This is a genomic window from Bacillus sp. CD3-5 (assembly GCF_006349665.1).
Lineage (GTDB): Bacteria > Bacillota > Bacilli > Bacillales > Bacillaceae_G > Bacillus_A > Bacillus_A paranthracis.
The window spans coordinates 310502-330598 of record NZ_VEPX01000001.1; the positions used below are offsets into that span (position 1 = coordinate 310502).

At 35.3% G+C, this 20097-nt stretch carries 13 protein-coding genes and 1 pseudogene; 9 read left to right on the forward strand and 5 right to left on the reverse strand.

From position 1 onward, the window contains the following. Positions 1–7 precede the first annotated feature (7 nt). From FH036_RS01655 to FH036_RS01685, 7 genes are all read left to right on the forward strand, one after another. The gene (locus FH036_RS01655; protein ID WP_139895208.1) at positions 8–658 is read left to right on the forward strand and encodes a class II aldolase/adducin family protein; all 651 of its coding nucleotides are present in this window, start codon (positions 8–10) and stop codon (positions 656–658) included. Between the two features lie 28 nt (positions 659–686). Next, positions 687–2180 (forward strand): rhamnulokinase, encoded by a 1494-nt coding sequence (locus tag FH036_RS01660; protein ID WP_139895209.1) that lies wholly within the window; start codon positions 687–689, stop codon positions 2178–2180. A gap of 1 nt (position 2181) precedes the next feature. Further along, on the forward strand, positions 2182–3972 hold the full coding sequence (locus FH036_RS01665) for an L-fucose isomerase (protein ID WP_139895210.1): 1791 nt from the start codon (positions 2182–2184) through the stop codon (positions 3970–3972). A 143-nt stretch (positions 3973–4115) separates the two neighbouring features. Continuing rightward, positions 4116–6185: a bifunctional rhamnulose-1-phosphate aldolase/short-chain dehydrogenase gene (locus tag FH036_RS01670; protein ID WP_044793072.1), complete on the forward strand. Its 2070-nt coding sequence runs from the start codon at positions 4116–4118 to the stop codon at positions 6183–6185. A gap of 154 nt (positions 6186–6339) precedes the next feature. Beyond that, positions 6340–9810, forward strand: coding sequence for a glycosyl hydrolase family 95 catalytic domain-containing protein (locus FH036_RS01675; RefSeq protein ID WP_139895211.1), 3471 nt, complete (start codon positions 6340–6342; stop codon positions 9808–9810). Positions 9811–10103: 293 nt separating this feature from the next. Continuing rightward, positions 10104–10934 carry a GNAT family N-acetyltransferase gene (locus tag FH036_RS01680; protein ID WP_139895212.1) on the forward strand — a complete coding sequence of 277 codons (831 nt, stop codon included), beginning with the start codon at positions 10104–10106 and terminating at the stop codon, positions 10932–10934. 56 nt (positions 10935–10990) lie between these two features. Next, entirely contained in the window at positions 10991–11995 is a 1005-nt protein-coding gene (locus FH036_RS01685; RefSeq protein ID WP_139895213.1) for a phosphotransferase, read from the forward strand. Between the two features lie 5 nt (positions 11996–12000). Here the strand turns inward: FH036_RS01685 and FH036_RS01690 are convergent, their stop codons facing one another. The 4 genes from FH036_RS01690 to FH036_RS01705 form a co-directional block, all read right to left on the reverse strand. Then, positions 12001–12609: a response regulator transcription factor gene (locus FH036_RS01690; RefSeq protein ID WP_139895214.1), complete on the reverse strand. Its 609-nt coding sequence runs from the start codon at positions 12607–12609 to the stop codon at positions 12001–12003. After that, positions 12587–14176 carry an ATP-binding protein gene (locus FH036_RS01695; RefSeq protein ID WP_139895215.1) on the reverse strand — a complete coding sequence of 530 codons (1590 nt, stop codon included), beginning with the start codon at positions 14174–14176 and terminating at the stop codon, positions 12587–12589. The genes FH036_RS01690 and FH036_RS01695 overlap by 23 nt, the downstream gene beginning before the upstream one ends. 232 nt (positions 14177–14408) lie before the next feature. Further along, entirely contained in the window at positions 14409–16379 is a 1971-nt protein-coding gene (locus FH036_RS01700; RefSeq protein ID WP_139895216.1) for an FtsX-like permease family protein, read from the reverse strand. A gap of 23 nt (positions 16380–16402) precedes the next feature. After that, positions 16403–17158, reverse strand: a complete 756-nt coding sequence (locus tag FH036_RS01705) for an ABC transporter ATP-binding protein (RefSeq protein WP_139895217.1) — start codon at positions 17156–17158, stop codon at positions 16403–16405. A gap of 346 nt (positions 17159–17504) precedes the next feature. Here FH036_RS01705 and FH036_RS01710 point away from each other — a divergent pair, with 346 nt between their 5' ends. Then, positions 17505–18500, forward strand: a complete 996-nt coding sequence (locus tag FH036_RS01710; protein ID WP_139895218.1) for a CgeB family protein — start codon at positions 17505–17507, stop codon at positions 18498–18500. 306 nt (positions 18501–18806) lie between these two features. Next, on the forward strand, positions 18807–19718 hold the full coding sequence (gene menA, locus FH036_RS01715) for a 1,4-dihydroxy-2-naphthoate polyprenyltransferase (protein WP_070806458.1): 912 nt from the start codon (positions 18807–18809) through the stop codon (positions 19716–19718). A 104-nt stretch (positions 19719–19822) separates the two neighbouring features. Here menA and FH036_RS01720 read toward each other — a convergent pair. Further along, positions 19823–19912 (reverse strand): annotated as a pseudogene (locus FH036_RS01720) (GNAT family N-acetyltransferase); the annotation flags it as partial. Between the last annotated feature and the right edge of the window lie 185 nt (positions 19913–20097).

The window sequence follows — 20097 nt, forward strand, 5'->3', positions numbered from 1 at the left end:
CATACCATTGCCGAGTGTAATAAATGATTTGAAAGTATATGCAAATAAGATTGTCCAAACGGGTCTTGTAGTAGGAGCAGGTGGAAATTTAAGTATGAGAGACGGAAATATGATGTATATCTCTCCTAGCGGTTTTGATTTGCAAGAGATAGAAGACCACGAGTGGGTACGTGTCAATATTGAAACGGGTGAGATATTGGATAATTTAAAACCATCTTCTGAAATATTAATGCATCTGGAATGTTTTCGTAAACGTCCTGATATAACAGCTGTTTTACATGCTCATCCAAGTTATTCGGTAGGTGTATCATGTACTGGTCATACCATTCCGAGTCTATTCCCAGATTTTCCAGCAATGATCAAAAGCGTATCTTATCTTGAATATATGATTCCGACTACAGAAGTATTGGCTAACGCTGTATCAAATGTGATTGAAGAAAATGATGTAGTCGTAATGAGGAATCACGGGGTACTTACGGTTGGTAAAACAATGAAAGAAGCATATTTTCTAATGCAAATTCTAGAAGAAGCGGCCAAAGTATATACGATTGCATCGACGGTGGGCGTGCCAAGAATTTTGACAGAGGAAGAATGTCACGAATTAAGAAATCTATCTTCTGAGAAATATAGATTACAACTATTAAAAGATGCGGAGTAATTGAAGTGTTTCCGAGGGGTGTGAAGGAATGGAAAAAGTTTGGGCTTTTGATTTAGGTGCATCTAATGGGCGTTTAATGGTAAGTGGATTTGATGGGAAACGCCTTTATCTTGAAGAAGTTCACCGGTTCTCCAATCGCCCTATTTACGCAACTGGTCATTACTATTGGGATATTTTAAGGATCTTCCAAGAAATGAAGAATGGAATAGGGAAAAGTATTCAAAACGGTCATAAGTCGATCGAAAGTTTATCTATCGATACGTGGGGCGTTGATTTCGGACTTCTTTCTGCAACAGGAGAATTGCTTAGCAATCCTTATTCTTATAGAGATCCGCATACAAATGATAGTTTAAAAGAAATCACGGAAGTCATTCCGAGGGATGTTTTGTTCTCTCGAACAGGAGTCACGCCAGCAACAATTAATACGATCTGCCAGCTTTATACGATAAAAAAGAATAACCCAGATTTGATAGAAAAGGCAAAAACTCTATTATTAACACCAAACTTATTGAGTTATTTATTTTCCGGCGAAAAGGCGAATGAATATACGATTAGTACAACGACATCATTATTTCACATTCATGAGCATAATTGGGATACCGCCCTTATGACTAAGTTAAAGCTACCTAAAGAAATCATGGGAAATATTGTGATGCCAGGAACAACTCTCGGTCCGACACTTTCTTCTATTCATAATGAATTTGGCATGAAGCCTGTTAAAGTTATTGCTGGTGCAGGACATGATACAGCCTGTGCTCTTGCCGCATTGCCTATAAAGTCAGAATATTCCACTTTTATGAGTTGTGGTACATGGATCTTAATGGGAGTTCAAGTGAAGGATCCAGTCATTAATGAACAGGCTTTGGAATGGGGCTTTACAAATGAAGGAACGGCAGATGGCGAGTTTCGGCTACTTAAAAATATTATGGGGTTATGGCTCATGCAAGAATGTAGGGGGACTTGGGCAAAAGAAGGCAAGCTTTTTACTTACGAAGAAGAAGAAACGTTGATTCGAAATACAAAGCCATTTGCACATTCCATAGATCCAGATGATCCTTCTTTCTTCAATCCGGAAAATATGCTAAAACAAATCCGAGATTTCTGTATAAAGAGTGGTCAACAGCCCCCTGAAACGGAAGGGAGTTTCCTCCGCTGTATTTTGGAGAGTCTTTCATTCAAGTACAGATGGGTGTTAGAGAAGCTGGAAGTGTTAACTGGTAAGTCAATAGAAGTCATCCACATGGGCGGCGGTGGCATTCAGAATGATCTTTTTTGTCAATTTACCGCAAATGCGACTAACCGCCCTGTTGTAGCGGGGCCAGTTGAAGCGAGTGCGATTGGAAATTCATTATCGCAATGGATCGCGCTAGGAAAAATAAAGGATTTAAAGGAAGGTAGAGAGATTGTTGAAAACTCGTTTCCTGTTAAACATTATCAACCTCAAAATCAATTAGAATGGCAGGAAGCATACGGCCGTTTTCTTGAAATAATCGATAACAATGTAGTAAGAAGGGAGCTTTAAAATGAAAACAGTTCATAATAGATTTTACAATAAATTACCAAAAATCGGAATTAGACCAACGATTGATGGCAGAAGAAATGGTGTACGTGAATCTCTTGAAGATATGACGATGAATCTTGCAAAATCGGTAGCAAATTTATTAACTGAAAATTTACGTCATTACAATGGCGAGGCAGTAGAATGTGTCATCGCTGATACATGTATTGGCGGTGTGGCGGAAGCGGCCAAAGCGGCTGAAAAATTTGCGGTAGAGGGAGTTGGTGTTTCTATTACTGTTACACCATGCTGGTGCTATGGTTCTGAAACGATGGATATGAATCCAGACATTCCAAAAGCAGTATGGGGGTTTAATGGAACAGAACGTCCAGGGGCAGTGTATCTTGCAGCTGTCTTAGCTGCCCACAATCAAAAGGGTATTCCGGCTTTCGGTATATACGGGAAAGATGTGCAAGATTTAAGTGATACATCTATTCCTGAAGATGTGCAGGGAAAATTACTTCAATTTGCAAAGTCTGGTCTTGTCGTTGCTACTTTAAAAGGAAAATCGTATCTTTCGATGGGATCTGTATCTATGGGGATTGCCGGTAGTACCGTTAACCCCGAGTTTTTCCAAGATTATTTAGGAATGAGAAATGAATATATTGATATGACCGAATTTGTCAGAAGAATAGATGAGGAGATTTATGATAAGGAAGAATATGAAAGAGCTTTAAACTGGGTGAAGGAGTATTGCCCAGAAGGTCCAGATAATAATGCGGAAGAGATGCAACGATCAAGGGAGCAAAAGAATAAAGACTGGGAAACGAGCGTGAAAATGACATTAATTGCAAGAGATCTTATGGTTGGAAATCCGAAACTAGAGGAACTTGGTTATGGTGAAGAAGCGCTAGGGCATAACGCGATTTCTGCAGGTTTTCAAGGCCAGCGTCAATGGACGGATCATTTCCCGAATGGAGATTTTATGGAGACGATTTTAAATTCTTCCTTTGATTGGAACGGAATTCGCCCGCCATACATTATGGCTACTGAAAATGATAGTTTAAATGGGGTTACGATGTTATTTGGCCATTTGTTAACAAATACGGCTCAAGTTTTTGCAGATGTAAGAACGTATTGGAGCCCGGAGGCGGTAGAACGCGTGACAGGACATAAACCTGAAGGATTGGCGGCAAATGGATTTATTCATATGATTAACTCCGGTTCAGCTGCACTTGACGGGACAGGACAACAAACGAAAGATGGAAAGCCTGCTATAAAACCATTTTGGGAAATTACAGAGGAAGAAGCGCAAAAATGTTTGGCAGCTACTTCCTGGCGACCAGCTTCAACAGGATATTTCCGCGGGGGCGGGTTCTCGAGCGATTTCTTAACGAAAGGAAATATGCCTGTAACAGCAGCTCGTCTCAACCTCGTGAAAGGATTAGGACCTGTTTTACAAATTGCAGAAGGCTATACGGTTGAAATACCAGAAGAGGTTCACGACGTATTGGATGGGAGAACAGATCCAACTTGGCCAACAACTTGGTTTGTACCAAATTTAACAGGAGAAGGTGCCTTTAAGGACGTTTACACCGTGATGAATAATTGGGGTGCCAACCATTGCGTAATAAGCTACGGGCATATTGGCAATGATTTAATCACTCTTGCTTCCATGCTCCGAATTCCTGTAAATATGCATAACGTCAAAGAAGAGAACATCTTTAGACCGAGTGCATGGGGCATGTTCGGAACGAAAGACCCAGAAGCAGCAGATTATCGCGCCTGCCAAAACTTTGGCCCATTATACCATTAAGTTAAAAGTCCCCCTGATAATATGTCGGGGGGTTACTATAGGGCATTGGAATATAAGTGTAATAGGAAACTCTTAAACATACGGATACGCACTATTTTCGTATCCGAAATAATAAAACAATAAAAAATAACGGGGGTAAGAATATGGTTAATAGTTTATGGAACGAAACGAAGGCATCACAATTATCGCAAGGAGTAGACGAATTAGTGTATCGATCGAATTTAATTGGAACTGACCGTGCAGTATGTAATTGGGGCGGCGGAAACACATCGGTAAAGACATTTGAAAAAGATTTTCGTGGTCGTGATATAGAGGTCATGTGGGTGAAAGGAAGCGGATCTGATTTAGCGACTATGAAAGCGCAAAACTTTACTGGTTTAAGAATGGAAGATATTCGTTTATTAATGGAGCGCGAAGAAATGCCAGACGAAGAAATGGTAGAGTACTTAGCGCATTGTATGATTGACAGCAAGCATCCGCGTGCGTCCATCGAAACTTTATTGCATGCTTTCTTACCTTTTAAACATGTGGATCATACACATCCAGATGCCATTATTAGTCTTTGCTGCGCACATAATGGAAGACAAATTGCCGAGGAGATTTACGGTAATCGATTCGTTTGGGTTCCGTACGTGCGCCCTGGATTTACGTTATCTAAAATGATTGCAGAAGGCGTGAAAAATAATCCAAATGCTGAACTCGTGTTAATGGAAAAACACGGCTTAGTCGTTTGGGGAGATACGGCGAAGGAAAGTTATGAAAAGACGATTGCTGTTATTAATGAGGCAGAACAATATATCAATGAGAGAGTGAATGAAAGTACTGTATTCGGAGGGCAAAAATACGAAGCACTTTCAGTAGAAGAGCGTAGAAGTATTCTTGCAAAAGTAATGCCGATTATTCGCGGGGCAGTTAGTGATGAAAAGAAAATGCTATTATCTTATGATGATGCAGATGAAGTACTTCAATTTGTAAACAGCCACAATGCACGAGAGCTTTCGCAAGTTGGGGCAGCTTGTCCTGATCATTTAGTTCATACGAAGCGCAGTCCCCTTTATATCAATTGGGATCCGCAAACGAAAGACGTGGACGGATTAATAGAGAAAGTGAAAACTGGTGTGGAAAGCTTTAAAGAAGAGTATAAAGCTTACTTTGAACGTAACAAATACGAAGGAGACAACATGTTCGAATCTGCACCTCGCGTTATTTTAATTCCGGGTATCGGTATGGTGAATACCGGTAAAAATGTGGCAATGTCAAAAGTAAGTGGTGCGCTATATCATAGGGCGATTTCGGTAATGAAAGGTTCCACAACGCTTGGACGTTTCGTTTCTTTAAATGAAAATGAATCTTACAATGTGGAGTATTGGCCATTAGAGCTATATAAATTATCACTAGCACCAGCGGAAGCGGAATTTTCTCGTAAGGTTGCCTTTATTACAGGTGGCGCTGGCGGAATCGGAAGTGAAACAGGACGTTGCCTCGTTTCAGAAGGTGCGCATGTAGTGCTTGCTGATTTGAACTTTGAAGGAGCAGAAAAAGTTGCGGCTGAGATTAACGAGCAGTATGGCGAAGGTCGTGCGCTCGCGGTGAAAATGGATGTAACAAAAGAAGAAGAAGTGAAGGCGGCATTTGAGCAGGCAGCACTTGCTTACGGAGGCATTGATTGTATCGTGAACAATGCAGGACTTGCAACGTCTAGTCCATTTGATGAAACAACGCTTCAGGAATGGAATTTAAATATGAACGTGCTTGGAACGGGATACTTTTTAGTTGCACGTGAAGCATTCAAGCAAATGAAACAGCAAGGCATTGGAGGGAATATGGTATTTGTTGGCTCAAAAAACTCTGTATATGCCGGTAAAAATGCTTCGGCATATAGCTCTGTAAAAGCACTTGAAACACATTTAGCGAGATGTATTGCAGCTGAAGGCGGTGAGTATGGTATTCGTGTAAATTCAGTTCTTCCAGATGCGGTTCTGCAAGGATCAGCTATTTGGGGTTCAAAATGGCGCGAAGAACGTGCCGCGGCATACGGTATCGAGCCTGATCAGTTAGAGGAGCATTACCGTAAACGCACAACATTATTGGTTAATATTTATTCGAAAGACATCGCTGAATCGATTGCTTTCTTTGCTTCTTCAAAGGCGGATAAAACAACGGGATGTATGATTACGGTTGATGGTGGTGTAACCGCAGCATTTACTAGATAATCATGTCGCGTATATAACAAGAAGTATAATGGGCAAATGTTTTTTGCCTATTATACTTTCATATAAAAGAATAGCGAATTTCATGGGGAGAATAGAATAAGTCAATGGGCAGAAGGGGCCATTTTACATTCGCTTTTCAAAAGGGGATGGAAATTTGAAACTGAGAAACGTATTAACAGGGGGATTGCTTTTTAGTACTTTATTATTTTCTTTAGGAAACACTGGAGAGTTTAGTAAAGCAAAAGCAACAGCACCTATTACGATTGAAAATCCAAAACCAGAGGGAAAGAAACTATCACTTTGGTACAATGAGCCAGCAAAAGATTGGGAAAAACAAGCATTGCCAATCGGTAATGGCTATATGGGTGGAATGGTCTTTGGCGGAGTCCAGCAAGAACGTATTCAGTTTAATGAAAAAACGCTTTGGACTGGCGGACCAAGCAGTACGAGTGAGTATACGTACGGGAATCGCGAGGGAGCAGCGAGTCACTTAGGTAGCATTAGGGAAAAGTTATCAAAAGGTGATAAATCAGGGGCGGAAAGGGAATCTACGCAATTTCTCACAGGTCTCCAAAAAGGCTTTGGTTCCTATCAAAATTTTGGGGACATATACTTAGATTTTAATATGCCAGATGGGTCTTCATTTTCCAATTATCGCAGAGAATTAAATTTAAATGAGGGAATTTCTACGGTGTCCTATAGCTATAAAGGTGTTCAATATAATAGGGAATATTTTGCAAGTTATCCTGATCGCGTTATGGTCATGCGTTTAACTGCTAGTGAATCGAAACAGCTTTCATTAGATGTTAGACCAACGAGTGCACAGGGAGGGCAAGTAACGTCCAAAGATAACAAAATCACGATAAAAGGACAAATAGCGAATAATGGAATGAAATATGAATCGGAATTTAAAGTACTGAATGAAGGCGGTACATTAACAGCAGAGAATGGGAAAATTAAAGTAGCAAATGCAGATAGTTTAACAATTATTATGACTGCGGCTACTGATTATGAAAATAAATACCCAACGTATAAAGGGCAAGATCCACATGAAAAGGTTGAAAAAGTCATGTCTGCTATTTCGAAAAAGAGTTATGAGGTTTTAAAATATACACATATAAAAGACTATTACTCTTTATTTAATCGTGTTTCTTTAAATTTAGGAGGAGAAAAATCATCCGTTCCAACAAATGAATTACTAGCATCTTACAGTAAAGAAAACAGTAAGTATTTAGAAGAACTATTCTTCCAATATGGAAGGTATTTGCTTATTTCTTCTTCAAGACCAGGAACGCTTCCTGCAAATTTACAAGGGGTATGGAATAATTCGAACACACCACCGTGGGAAAGTGATTATCATTTTAATATTAATCTCCAAATGAATTATTGGCCTGCAGAAGTGACAAATCTGTCTGAAACAGCTGAGCCATTAATGGATTATGTTGATTCATTGAGAGAACCGGGAAGGGTTTCAGCAGAAAAACATTTTGGTGTTACAGGCGGCGGATGGACCGTTAACACGATGAATAATCCATTTGGATTTACTGCGCCTGGGTGGGGATTAGGCTGGGGATGGGCACCTAGTGCGAATGCCTTTATTAGTCAAAACCTTTGGGAGCATTACAAATTTACGGATGATAAACAATACTTACAAGAAAAGATTTATCCGATACTGAAAGAAGCGGCAGAGTTTCATAGTAAGTTTTTAGTAGAAGATCAAAATAAGAAGTTAGTTGTTTCTCCGTGCTGGTCTCCAGAGCTTGGTGGAATTTCTAATGGATGTGCCTTTGACCAACAGTTAGTATATGAATTGTTCTCTAATGTAATTGAAGCGAGTGAAGTTTTACAGGTTGATAATGTATTTCGGGATGAGTTAAAGGCGAAAAGGGATAAATTATTCCCGCCAATTCAAATTGGTAGATATGGTCAGGTGCAAGAGTGGAAGGATGATATAGATGACCCTGGCGAAACGCATAGGCATATATCCCAGTTAGTTGCGCTATATCCAGGAAGTATGATTAATCACAATACACCGGAATGGCTTGAGGCTGCTAAAGTTACTTTAAACCATCGTGGTGACGAGGGAACAGGCTGGAGTAAAGCGAATAAAATTAACCTATGGGCACGTTTGTTAGATGGTGACCATGCGTATAAAATCCTGCAAGGTCAACTGACAGGAAGTACGCTCAGCAACTTATTTGATACGCATCCACCGTTTCAAATTGATGGGAATTTTGGCGCAACATCAGGAATTGCTGAAATGTTAATTCAAAGCCATACCGACTCTATTCAACTATTGCCTGCACTTCCGAAAGCTTGGAAGGACGGTTCTTATAAAGGATTAAGAGCACGCGGTGCATTTACGATTGATGCGGATTGGAAAAATAGCACGCCTACAGTTATTCAGGTGACTTCTGATCACGGAAACGATGTAAAGTTAAAAAGTCCAATGTTCAATACACCGTTTACTGTAACAAAAGTTGGGACGAATACACCGGTGCCATTTACGAAGGATGGCGATACGATTTCATTTAAAACGGAAGCAGGTAAAAAGTATAAAATTGAGTCTATGCTTAGTTTCGATCTAGAATCTCCGAACGGTGTAACAGCAGGAAATACAGTTAAGGTAAAGGCAAACTTATCAAACTTTGGTACGTTGAAATCTTCATCTGGAGAAGTGGTTGTAAAGGCTCCAGAGAGCTGGAATGTGAAACCGATTCAAGTAGCTTTTGAAGGCGTTGAACCAGGACAATCAAAAACAATTGAGGTGGAGTTACCTGTCCCTATTGATATAGTTGCTAACAAGTACGCCATTGAAGTGGAAGTGAATACAGATAGTGGAACAGTTCGTAAATCGAATCAAATAGAAGTAACTCCAGCAGTAAAGCTCATTTCGGCAAAGGTAGAACCAAATCCAATTGTTGTTGAAGGTGGCTCTACTACATTAAAAGTAAAAGTTCAAAATGAGATAAAGGAAAAAGTGACACCTGGAAAAATTGAATTGCAATTACCAGAAGGATGGAATGCACAACCATCTACAACAGACTTTCAATTACCGGCAGGAGGAGAAGAAACCTATTCGTTTGTTATTACTCCGCCTACTCAGTTTAAAGGAATGAAAGAAGTTGGTGTCTCTGTAAAATTGGGGAATGCGGTGGTAACTTCAACGAAAGTGCAAGTCGCTTCTGGTGGTATGTATCTGAGTGATATCTCGTGGGTAAAAGCAACTGCTGGATGGGCAACGGTTCAAAAAGATAAAAGTACTGACGGAAACCCAATTTCATTACTTGGAACGACAGGACCGATTACGTATAAAAAAGGAATCGGAACGCATTCGAAGTCAGAAATTACCTATGATATATCAAATTCAACTTACAAACGATTTAATTCATACGTAGGAATCGACCAGGAGCCTGGTGGTAAAGGCGGTTCGGTCGTATTTAAAGTACTGCTTGATGGAGTAGAAGCATTTAATAGCGGTACAATGTACTATAATACGCCAGCAAAATTTGTTGATGTTGATCTTACTGGCAAGAAAGAATTAAAATTATTCGTTGATGATGCAGGTAACGGTAATGGAAATGATCATGCGGACTGGGCGGATGCTTGGTTGAGTTTTAAATAAGGATGATGTAATAATAGTTACTCTTTTTCGTCATACCGATTATATGTTCCCAACTATACCCTCACATGTTTATTTGGGATTTGATAATCTGGTAGGAAAAAGAGTAGTCTGAGCTTCAATGTATGAAACAATTTTTATAAATAAAGGAAAGAGTCAATCTTCTATTGCATAGGAGATTGACTCTTTTTATACATAGACTACATTGATTTACAAAAAACACTAAATTAAATAGAGAATATTCTGACGTAATGATAAAGTTAGAATAGATTGGTTTAGGAAAGGTGGTTTAACTTATGATTTCTGAATTAAGCAAGAATGATTTTTATAAATGTAGTAGTTTAATAAATGAACAAGGTCAGTTAGAAGTCAAAGCTGTAATTACGGGAGTGAATCCTGGTCGAATATTTGTAGATAACGAGACTTCTCCTAATTCGGGACTCATTTGGTTAGGTAATAATGATGGCTTCTTCTTTATTGGAGATGCTGAAAATGAAGAGTTTAATAAAGAAATGAATCGTTTTATTAATCATGTAATAGTACCTGAGGCGAGGAAAGCAGGACTAGATTGCTTTGAAGGAATCGGGAATCATTCGAAGTGGAATAAAACAATCGAAAGAATATTTCAGCACCGTAACTTAAAGAGTTGGAATCAAAGAGTGTATATGCTAAGAAAAGAGGATTATGAAAATCATCATGAGCCTAAATTTGAACAGGGATATACTGTGCTAAAAATGGGTAAAGCTCTCTATGAAAATAATAATAACACATTTAAGAACATTGATTTTTTACAATCAAAAATTTTAGAGTTTTGGTCTTCACCAGATTGTTTTTTCAATGAAGGAATCGGTTATTGCATTGTTTATGGTGATCTAATTGTGAGTGTTTGTTTTTCAGGATTTGTATTTGAAAATATACACTGTATAGATATTGAAACAATAGAAGAGCACCAGGGGAGAAAATTAGCTCAAACGATAGCTCATAGTTTTGTGAAAGATTGTTTGGAGAATGACATTACTCCATATTGGGACTGTATGGAATTGAACAAGTCTTCTATCGCAGTTGTGGAAAATGTAGGGTTTACAAATGTGTTTAATTACGTAGGATATTATTTTCCTTTTGAGTAAATTAAGTGTATTTTACAAACCTATCATCGAGGATTTTTACATGTAAGGAGAATAGGATGAAACACATAATAAAAGACGTATTAATAAATTATTTTAAAGAAATTCATACATTAGCAGTGGAAGAAGAATTACATAAGAACAGTTGGCATACAGATTTACACTATAAAATCATCGTAAATGGAAAGCGGTATTCCGCAAGATTTATAAATAGCAAGCGAACAATCAACCCAGCTTTTGGAGCGTTATCAAACGAACAACTGATAGAGCAAGTATGGTTTACGTATTATGTACGCGAACATGGAATTCCTTTTATGCAGATAAATAAGAATAGGGCAGGAGAGCCATTTACACTTGTCGCTTGGAATGAGGAACAATACAGATTTGTCTTGTCTAATTGGATTGAGGGAGAACATATTACACATTGTACAGAAGCTATCGCAAAAGCCTTTGGAAAGGAATCAAGAAAGATTCATGACATATCTTGCGCATTTCAAAGCTCGATTTTTCAAAAGAAATCACATTTGGATGGGTATGCCCAGTTTATTCATATGTTAGAAAGTAAGGCAAGCGCATGCAAAGAATTACGGGAGTATATAAAGCTAGCTACATATCATATAGAGTGTGCATATACGAGTGAATTAAAGTTTATCGTACAGACAGATTTAAATCCTTTGAATGTTTTATGGGACTCAAGTGAGCAGGTAAAAGGAATTGTAGATGTCGAATCGATTGGATATGTTGATCGTATTGAAGGACTAGCCTTTTTACTAAAGTGGTATTCTCGAACAGAAGGAATACATTCGCATGAAGTATGTTCAAGTGTTGCTAGTGCATTTTTAGAAGGGTATAAGGCTCATAATATTGTTACATCAAATGATTACAAAAGACTTTCTTCGTTACTATGGTTATCCGGTAGTTTAAATTGGAATTTTGTGAAGAAAACACTAAGTGTAATAAGTGATGAGAGGGAATTAGAAGAACATTTGGAAGTTTATAGAGTGAGGGGAGAAAGGTTGTCTTCATTAATAAGTAGAGAAGAAAGAGCCAACTCGTTTGAGTAGGCTCTTTAACGATAAGTAGGTTGAATATAACCTAATTTTATCCCTTTAGTGACAGCTTCTAAAGAAGATGAAACATTTAATTTATCAAATACGTGCTGAATATGATTGGAAATTGTACGTTCGCTAGCGTATAACATAGAAGCAATTTCTTTGCGCTTATAGCCATCACACAGTAATTGTAAAATTTGTTTTTCACTATGAGTCAATTCTTCAATTGTTTCTATAGGGGGTGGAAAATGAGATGCGCCTTTATTAATATCGTGTAGTACTTTCACCAATACTTCAGGTAAAATATTTTTATTAATAAAACCACTTACACCTAGTTTTTGAGCTTCATACTGGTAAACAGGTAAATCATAACCGGTTAATATAACAATTTTTGTATCACATTTACTATCCAATATTATTTTTGCTATTTCTAAACCATCTTCACTACTTATATTGCTTAAATTAATATCTAATAAAATAATATCTGGTTTAAACTGGTTGATAGTTGTAACGACATTTTCAACATTTTGTAATGAACGGAATTCATCTATTTCAGGATAATCTTCTAAGGCTATTTCCAAGCTTTTAGCAAACAAAGCATGATCATCTATTAATAAAATGTTTATAGGAATCGTCTCCTTTCATAGGAATGATAATAGTAATGCATAAACCAGAAGGGTTACTATTTGAAATGGTCATTTTACCATTTAATAAAAATAGCTGTTCTTTAATCGAATTCAATCCTTTATGACCATTCAAAATATCTGCTTCGGTAGTTGTTAAACCTTTGCCATTATCTTTCACAACAAGTTTTATTTCCCCATCTTCTTGTACTAAATGTAAATGTAACTTTGAACAATTTGAATGTTTGAATGCATTTGTTACTAGTTCTTTTAATATTCGATATACGACAAGGTGATAAGGTTCTACTAAAAACAAGTCGTCGTTACACGTAAAGGATATATTAACATGTTTCGTTTCATATTTTTTTTGTATCATTTTAAGTAAATTACGATAATTTTCTTTTAATGTAAGTGTTTTTAATAGAGTTGGATGATACTCTTGCATTTCAATGCGTATTGTATGACTTAAGTTATCCAGTGTCGCTACGATCATATTATGAATTTGTTTTTTGTTAGATTTGTTCATCATATTTTTAACAGCTAATATGTCTTGTAGTATTTCATTATGTAAATAATTAGAAAAATCACTTTTTAATTGTTCTTCTTTTACGATTTGTACTAAGCTATGAACATACGAACTGTCTGGCAAATTTTTTAATTTTTTTGTATTCAAATTGGAGATAGTGTTTTTTGTGTCTTGAAATAATAATGTGAAATAAAGCTGAACGAACCAAATAATTGTATGTATAAAAATGAAATAAGTAATCATATTAAATTGAAATAGTACTCCAAGTGAACTCATAAAAATAAAAATGCATACAAACATAAAAGCAATTGCACTTTTTTTTAAGTGGAAATATTGTTTCATAGATATATGATTTTTAAAAGCTATTGCATGAATACTAAATAGGGGGAACAGAATTATTGTGTACCATCCTAAATTATTTACATATTCGGGACTCTTCCCAAATAACGTAACATATACGATAAAGGGGAAGATAAGAATTGCAGTAGATGTAAGTAAATGCTTTCTTTCACTTTTAAAAACAAATTTAATTCGTTTGTTATGTTTCAGGAATAGAAAAATAATCCCACTAACACTGATAAGCCATTGAAATGAAAATAGAACAGAAAATATTCTATCGTTTATTAAATATGCACCTAATGTAAGTAAACATGTAACTCGTAAAATCCAATCTTTTTCTTTTTTATAACTATAAATAGAATCTTGGAAAAAGAATAGGAGTATAAATTGCACGATTTTATATAGAATGAATACACTTAGTAGTGTACTGAATGCACGAAAAATTGGTTCATCGTTCAGTGTAAGTAAAAACTGCCAAGAAGTAAAAAGTAGTAAACTAGAAAACTGTGATAATAGAGTATTGTTTTTTAAGTTGATAAAACTAAGATATGATCCATAAATGGCTATGATCGTTATAAGCAGTAAAGGGAGTAATTTTGCTGTTCCTATAATATTGTCTATCGAAAATTCGTAGCATAGAAAAATAATCATACAAAGTTGGTTAATTAAAATTAAAATTTGTTTTTGCTCATAGTACTTTTTCATAAAATCACTTACCTTTGTTAGATTACATACAGATAAAGCTGATGTTTTTTTATCCGGCTTTAATGGGCAGTAAGACCCCCACCTCAAAATTCAGCGAAAGCAAAGAATTTAGGTGGAGGATCAACTGCCCATAAAAGTCCGATTGGTGAGGGATGATAATCAGTGGGGGATGAAGAAAAACCCCACTGATTAAAGTTTCACTTTATTTATCATCAGCTTTATTTATAGTTTTTTACTTTTTATTGTTAAATATAATTTTATAACATGCTCTTTTTGTTAACAAATAATAAACGATATATACAACAGTAAAAATAAATATTGCAAAAAGAATCGGTAATATAAACGCACTACTTTTTCCTAATAGGTCATCCATTAAAGCAGTCTTATAAGCTATTAATGCAAAGATACTATGTGCTAATCCTATTATGTAAGGAATGCTAAACAAGGTGAAAATTTCTTTACTTATTATTCTTTTTATCTTCTTTTTGTTATAGCCCATTCTATTTAAAATAATAAATTCATTTTTATTTGCCATCATACTTGAAAGGTTATGGAAATAGAGAATACTGCCTGTTGCAATAAAGAAGATGATAGTAACAAAACTAATGAGCAAGAATGTTGAGCTATTTTGCTGAATAATATAATCATTTTTCTGGTAACTGCTTGTAAAATAACTATTATTTTTAAATAGTGGAGCTAAGTTTTCATAAACTGCTTTATTATTCCTCATATCTAATCCATTAAAACTCACTATCGTTTTTTCGGGTAATTCTAAAGCTTTTATTTCTTTATAAAGTTGATCTGAGATAATAAGTGTTGCGACACTATTTGCAAATCCAATTGAATTAAGTAATGTAGTGTCTTTTACTTTAATATCTATATTAGTTGTAGGCGTTAAATTTAAAGTATATATTTTCCCTTTATCTAGATTTTCTTTTTCAGGTCGATATTTTACTAGGATGCTTTCATTTTTAGCTAGATGATTAAATTCTACATTTTTATCTTGAATATGTATTAACTTTCTGTAATCTGACTCAGAGATAAGGTCAAATCCGTGTTCTTTTTTTATACGATATTCTTTCGGTAAATTATCAGAATTAGATTTCCCGTTAATAATGGTTGTTTCTGTATATCTTGTATTTTCTTTACCGACAGTATTTTGTACAGTTTGTAGTGCTTTATTGGTTACGTCCTTATCGTCTAAAGGAAACTCGATAGCTGAAGGTACGATCCGTTCTGTAGCGGCAACAGGATAGTAAAGAGTCAGTAGAGTAGAACTGAATATAGCTAAAGTTCCTGCGGTTAATAAGGTTAATAAAATGAAAGTTTTTGCTTTTGAACGAATTTTAAATATAAAGTTTGGGATGACGATAATATTGGATTCTTTATAAAACCATATTTTATTTTTCTTTAGCTGTTGAATCGCATATGGTAAAAATGAATGAATAAAGAAGATCGTCCCTAATATTACACTGAACATCGTTAAGAGAGCGATTGGAGAAAAGCCAATTGTTTTCCACAAAGAGTTCGTGCCCCTTGTAATATCGATTGCTAAGAAATAGCCAATTAAAATGAAAAATAATCCTAGTAGTGAAAAAACTGTATTGATTTTTATCTTTTTATCTTCTTTTTGTTCCATACGTACTAAAGTTAGTAAGGAACTTTTTCGAAGAATAATCCAATTTGATAAAGATAAAACAAAAAGAACAGCAAAGATAAAAGCAAAGGTAAATAGTACTGCATCAAGGTTAATAAATGGTACTTTAGAAGTATCGATTTGTAATTTTAATATTTTGATTATAGCTCCTACAATTCCTTTATGAGCAATGGCACCAAAAATAATTCCTACAAATAGGGCAGCAAAGCAAATGATAATATTTTCAAAAGTTAACAGTTTTAGCATCGTTGATTTTCTATATCCTAAAAGGGAGTAAATGCCGAGTTCGTTCATTCTTTTTTTCATAAAAAATGTATTAGAGTATGACATATAGAATAGTACAAATGCCATAACAAAGATCGCCACTGTTTTTGACATTGTTTCTACTCTACCATCAGACGAAATCTTTTCCATGACAATGTCGTTCATGGAAAAAGAGATAAAGGAAAAAAATACCATCAGTACAAAAGCTACTGAAATAAAATAGAATGAATAGAAGGAGAAGTTATTTTTTAAATTCTTTTTTGCGATTGTAAATAATCCCACAGTTCAATCTTCCTTTCGTATTTCTAGTTATATCGATTTTCATCAATTTTAGAGATTTCTTTTAATATTTCTTCGAAAAATTCTTTTCTATTTTGTTTATTTTTCTTTAATTCTTTTATAATGTTTCCGTCTTTGAATATTAAAATTCTACTAGAAAAACTGGCTGCATAGGCATCATGAGTTACCATTAAAATGGTAGTTTGAAGTTCCTCGTTTACCTCTTTTAATTTTTGAAGTAGTTCTGTTGCAGAATTTGAATCTAACGCGCCTGTAGGTTCATCTGCAAATAAAATACTAGGCTGCTTTGCAAGGGCTCTTGCAGCTGCAACTCTTTGTTTTTGTCCACCCGACAGTTGACTAGGATACTTGCTTAATTGCTCAAATATTCCAAAACGCCTTGCTAAACTTTCTATTGTTGATTCAATTTCCTTTGGTAATTTTTTTAACAGAGTAAGGGGAACTGCAATATTTTCCTTTACTGTTAAGCTATTAAGTAAAAAATACTCCTGAAAAATAAAACCTAAATAATCTTTCCTAAAATCAGCAGATTTATTATTGTTAAGTGTTTGGATATTGACCCCGTTTATAAAAACATCGCCATCTGTAGGTGTGTCGATAGTGGATAAAATATTTAATAAAGTCGTTTTTCCAGATCCAGAGGCCCCCATGATACCTACAAATTCTCCCGCTTTAATATCAAATGACACTTTATTAAGTCCAGGTAATTGGTTTTTGTTATAAATCTTTGTTACATTCTTTGCAGATACTAATGCATTCATTTTATTTACTCCTTTTCATCTATTTATATATGAAGTGTATCTTTTGATATATATATAAGCATGAGTAAAAAGCGCAACTTTGTATTATGAAATGGTGTAACTGATAAGAAAAGGAGAAAAATAATTTTGTTTTTTCTTTTATGAATTTGTATAAGTAATAAAAAATGATAGATACATCATGGTAAGGATATGAACAAAAGAAGTATGGTCATTAGCATGTGAAAAGAGGGAAGTGCAACATAATGGACATAAATGTTGCTTATACATGTAAAGTAAGATGTCATAAAAATGAATAAAGACTGCTAATTTTCGTGCACTTTGATTATGTAGAAATAGGGGAGATGACATGAAAGATAATACGCCTAAGAAAATCTTATTTATTCAATCAGGCATTCCTTTTTATTACCCAATGATCGAAGAAGCAATTTTGAATAGTTTACAAAAGGTAAACAGTAATACAATTATGGTAAACCCGGAACGAGCGATAGAAACCGCATTAAAAATGAAACCGGATTTTATTTTGGTACTCGGTGGTTTAAACGAGGGGATTATTAGTGTCATACCAGTACTAAAGAGTGCGGGTTTTACTACTGGACTTTGGCTGACAGATGATCCGTATTATACGGATGTAACACAACATCTTGTGCCGTATTATGATTACATATTTACGCAAGATTTAAATTGTATCAAGTTTTATAGAGGGTTAGGATGTAAGAATGTGTTTCATCTTCCGTTAGCAGCAAATCAAAATGTGTTTAAGCCTTCTCAGAAAGAAGATACATATAAATATGATCTTAGTTTTATAGGCACAGCATTTGAAAATAGAATTAACTTTGTTGATGCTATTTCAGAGTATTTAGCAGAAAAAGACATAAAAATTGTGGGGTTCGGTTGGGAGAAGTTAAAGAATTATGAACGATTAAAGGATAAAATACAAGTCTTGCCACTTGCGAAGTATGAGGATGCATTGCAATATTACGTATCGACTAAAATCAATATAAATTTACATCGCTCACCAAGTGATCAGGAATTGAATTGTAATGCTGCAAATATCCAAGCCTATTCAGTAAATAATAGGACTTTTGAAATCAATGCTGTAGGTTCTTTTCAATTAACTGATATACGCCCAGATGTAGGAAAGCATTACATACCGGGTGTTGAAATAGAAACTTTTAATAGTGCATCGGAGTTTATACAAAAAGCGGAGTATTATTTGGAACATGTACAAGAAAGAAAACGTATAGCAAAAAATGGGCTGGATAGGACCTTGAAACACCACACATATGATAAACGAATCATACAATTATTAAACTATATTAATTTGAGGGGCGTGAAGATGTAGTCTAGTCATTAACTTACATGAAATAGCATCGATTATACTTGAAGATAAGCGTTTAATGCACTGGGATAGACCAAAAGAGATTGCTGAAGATGTTTTAAATTGGTTCATATAAAAAAGGTCCGTTGTTCGAATGTGAGCAACGGACCTTTTTTTGAAAAACTTAATTCAAGAGTGATAGAAGGACAAGCAAGAGCATTACAGTTCTATCACCAATTCATTTTTTGATATAATGGATGCGTGGCAGAAAACAGATAGAAAGATACTGCTAGTAATTTATACTTAAATGTAGGGAGATTGAACAGAGTTATGGGGACAGAAAAAGAAATTAGTTCCGCTAAATTAATATGGAAGATGACGCGCCCGCATACGTTAACGGCGACGTTTTCTCCTGTAATTTTAGGAACAGTGGCATCACTTTATGTTGCCAAAATTGATTGGCTTTTATTTATTGCGATGATGGTTGCATGTTTAGCATTGCAAATAGCGACGAATTTATTTAATGAGTATTATGATTTCAAACGTGGATTAGATACAGCTGATTCTGTTGGGATTGGCGGGGGAATTGTCCGTCATGGATTGAAACCAAAAAATGTGTTAACAGTCGCACTTTTATTGTATGTAGTAGCAGCAATTATTGGAGTTTATATTTGTATGAATAGCAGCTGGTGGTTAGTCGTCATCGGTTTAATTGGAATGGCAGTTGGGTATTTATACACAGGTGGTCCATTACCAATTGCGTACACTCCATTTGGAGAATTAGTTTCTGGATTGTTAATGGGGACATGTTTTGTACTTATTGCTTTCTTTATTCAAACGAATACGATAACGACTGAAAGTGTATTGATTTCCATTCCAATTGGAATTTTAGTCGGTGCAATTAACATGTCAAATAACATCCGAGATATCGAAGAAGATATTAAAGGTGGAAGAAAGACATTAGTAATCCTCCTTGGGAGAGAAAAAGCAATAGTAACACTAGCTGTAGCCTTTTTCATTGCTTATTTATGGATCGCGGTAATTGTATTAATGGGTTATATAAGCCCTTGGGCATTAGTTATGTTCCTAGGTTTGAGAAAACCAATTTCTGCCGTTCAAAGTTTCCGAAGAGGAGCAAAGGATCCCGGGTATATGCGTATTGCAATGAAATCAACAGCGATGACAAATACGATTTTCGGCTTCTTATTATCAGCAGGCTTATTAATTAGTTATTTGTTTTAAATAAAAATATTGTTAAGTGACTTAACCCTAATTTCTCAATTTTTATATAGAGATTGGGGTTTTTATTTTGACTAAGTTTAACGTTAAGAGTCGGAATGCAAATACTAATAAATTAAAACTTCATCACTTGTCATATCTAAGCCTTTATAAACAAGAAAATCAAATCTACCAATTACAAATTTGTATTTTACATAAATTAACAAAATTATTTACAATATACAGAATATTTAGTATTTTTAAGGAGAAGGCTTTAAAACACATCTCTTTAATTTTATTTTTAGATACTAATATCGATATATCAACTACACTAGTTTACAAAACTAATAAATTGGGAGAATAAAGGTTTTCTTGTTAGAATTTCTTGATTAAAGGAGAGAGA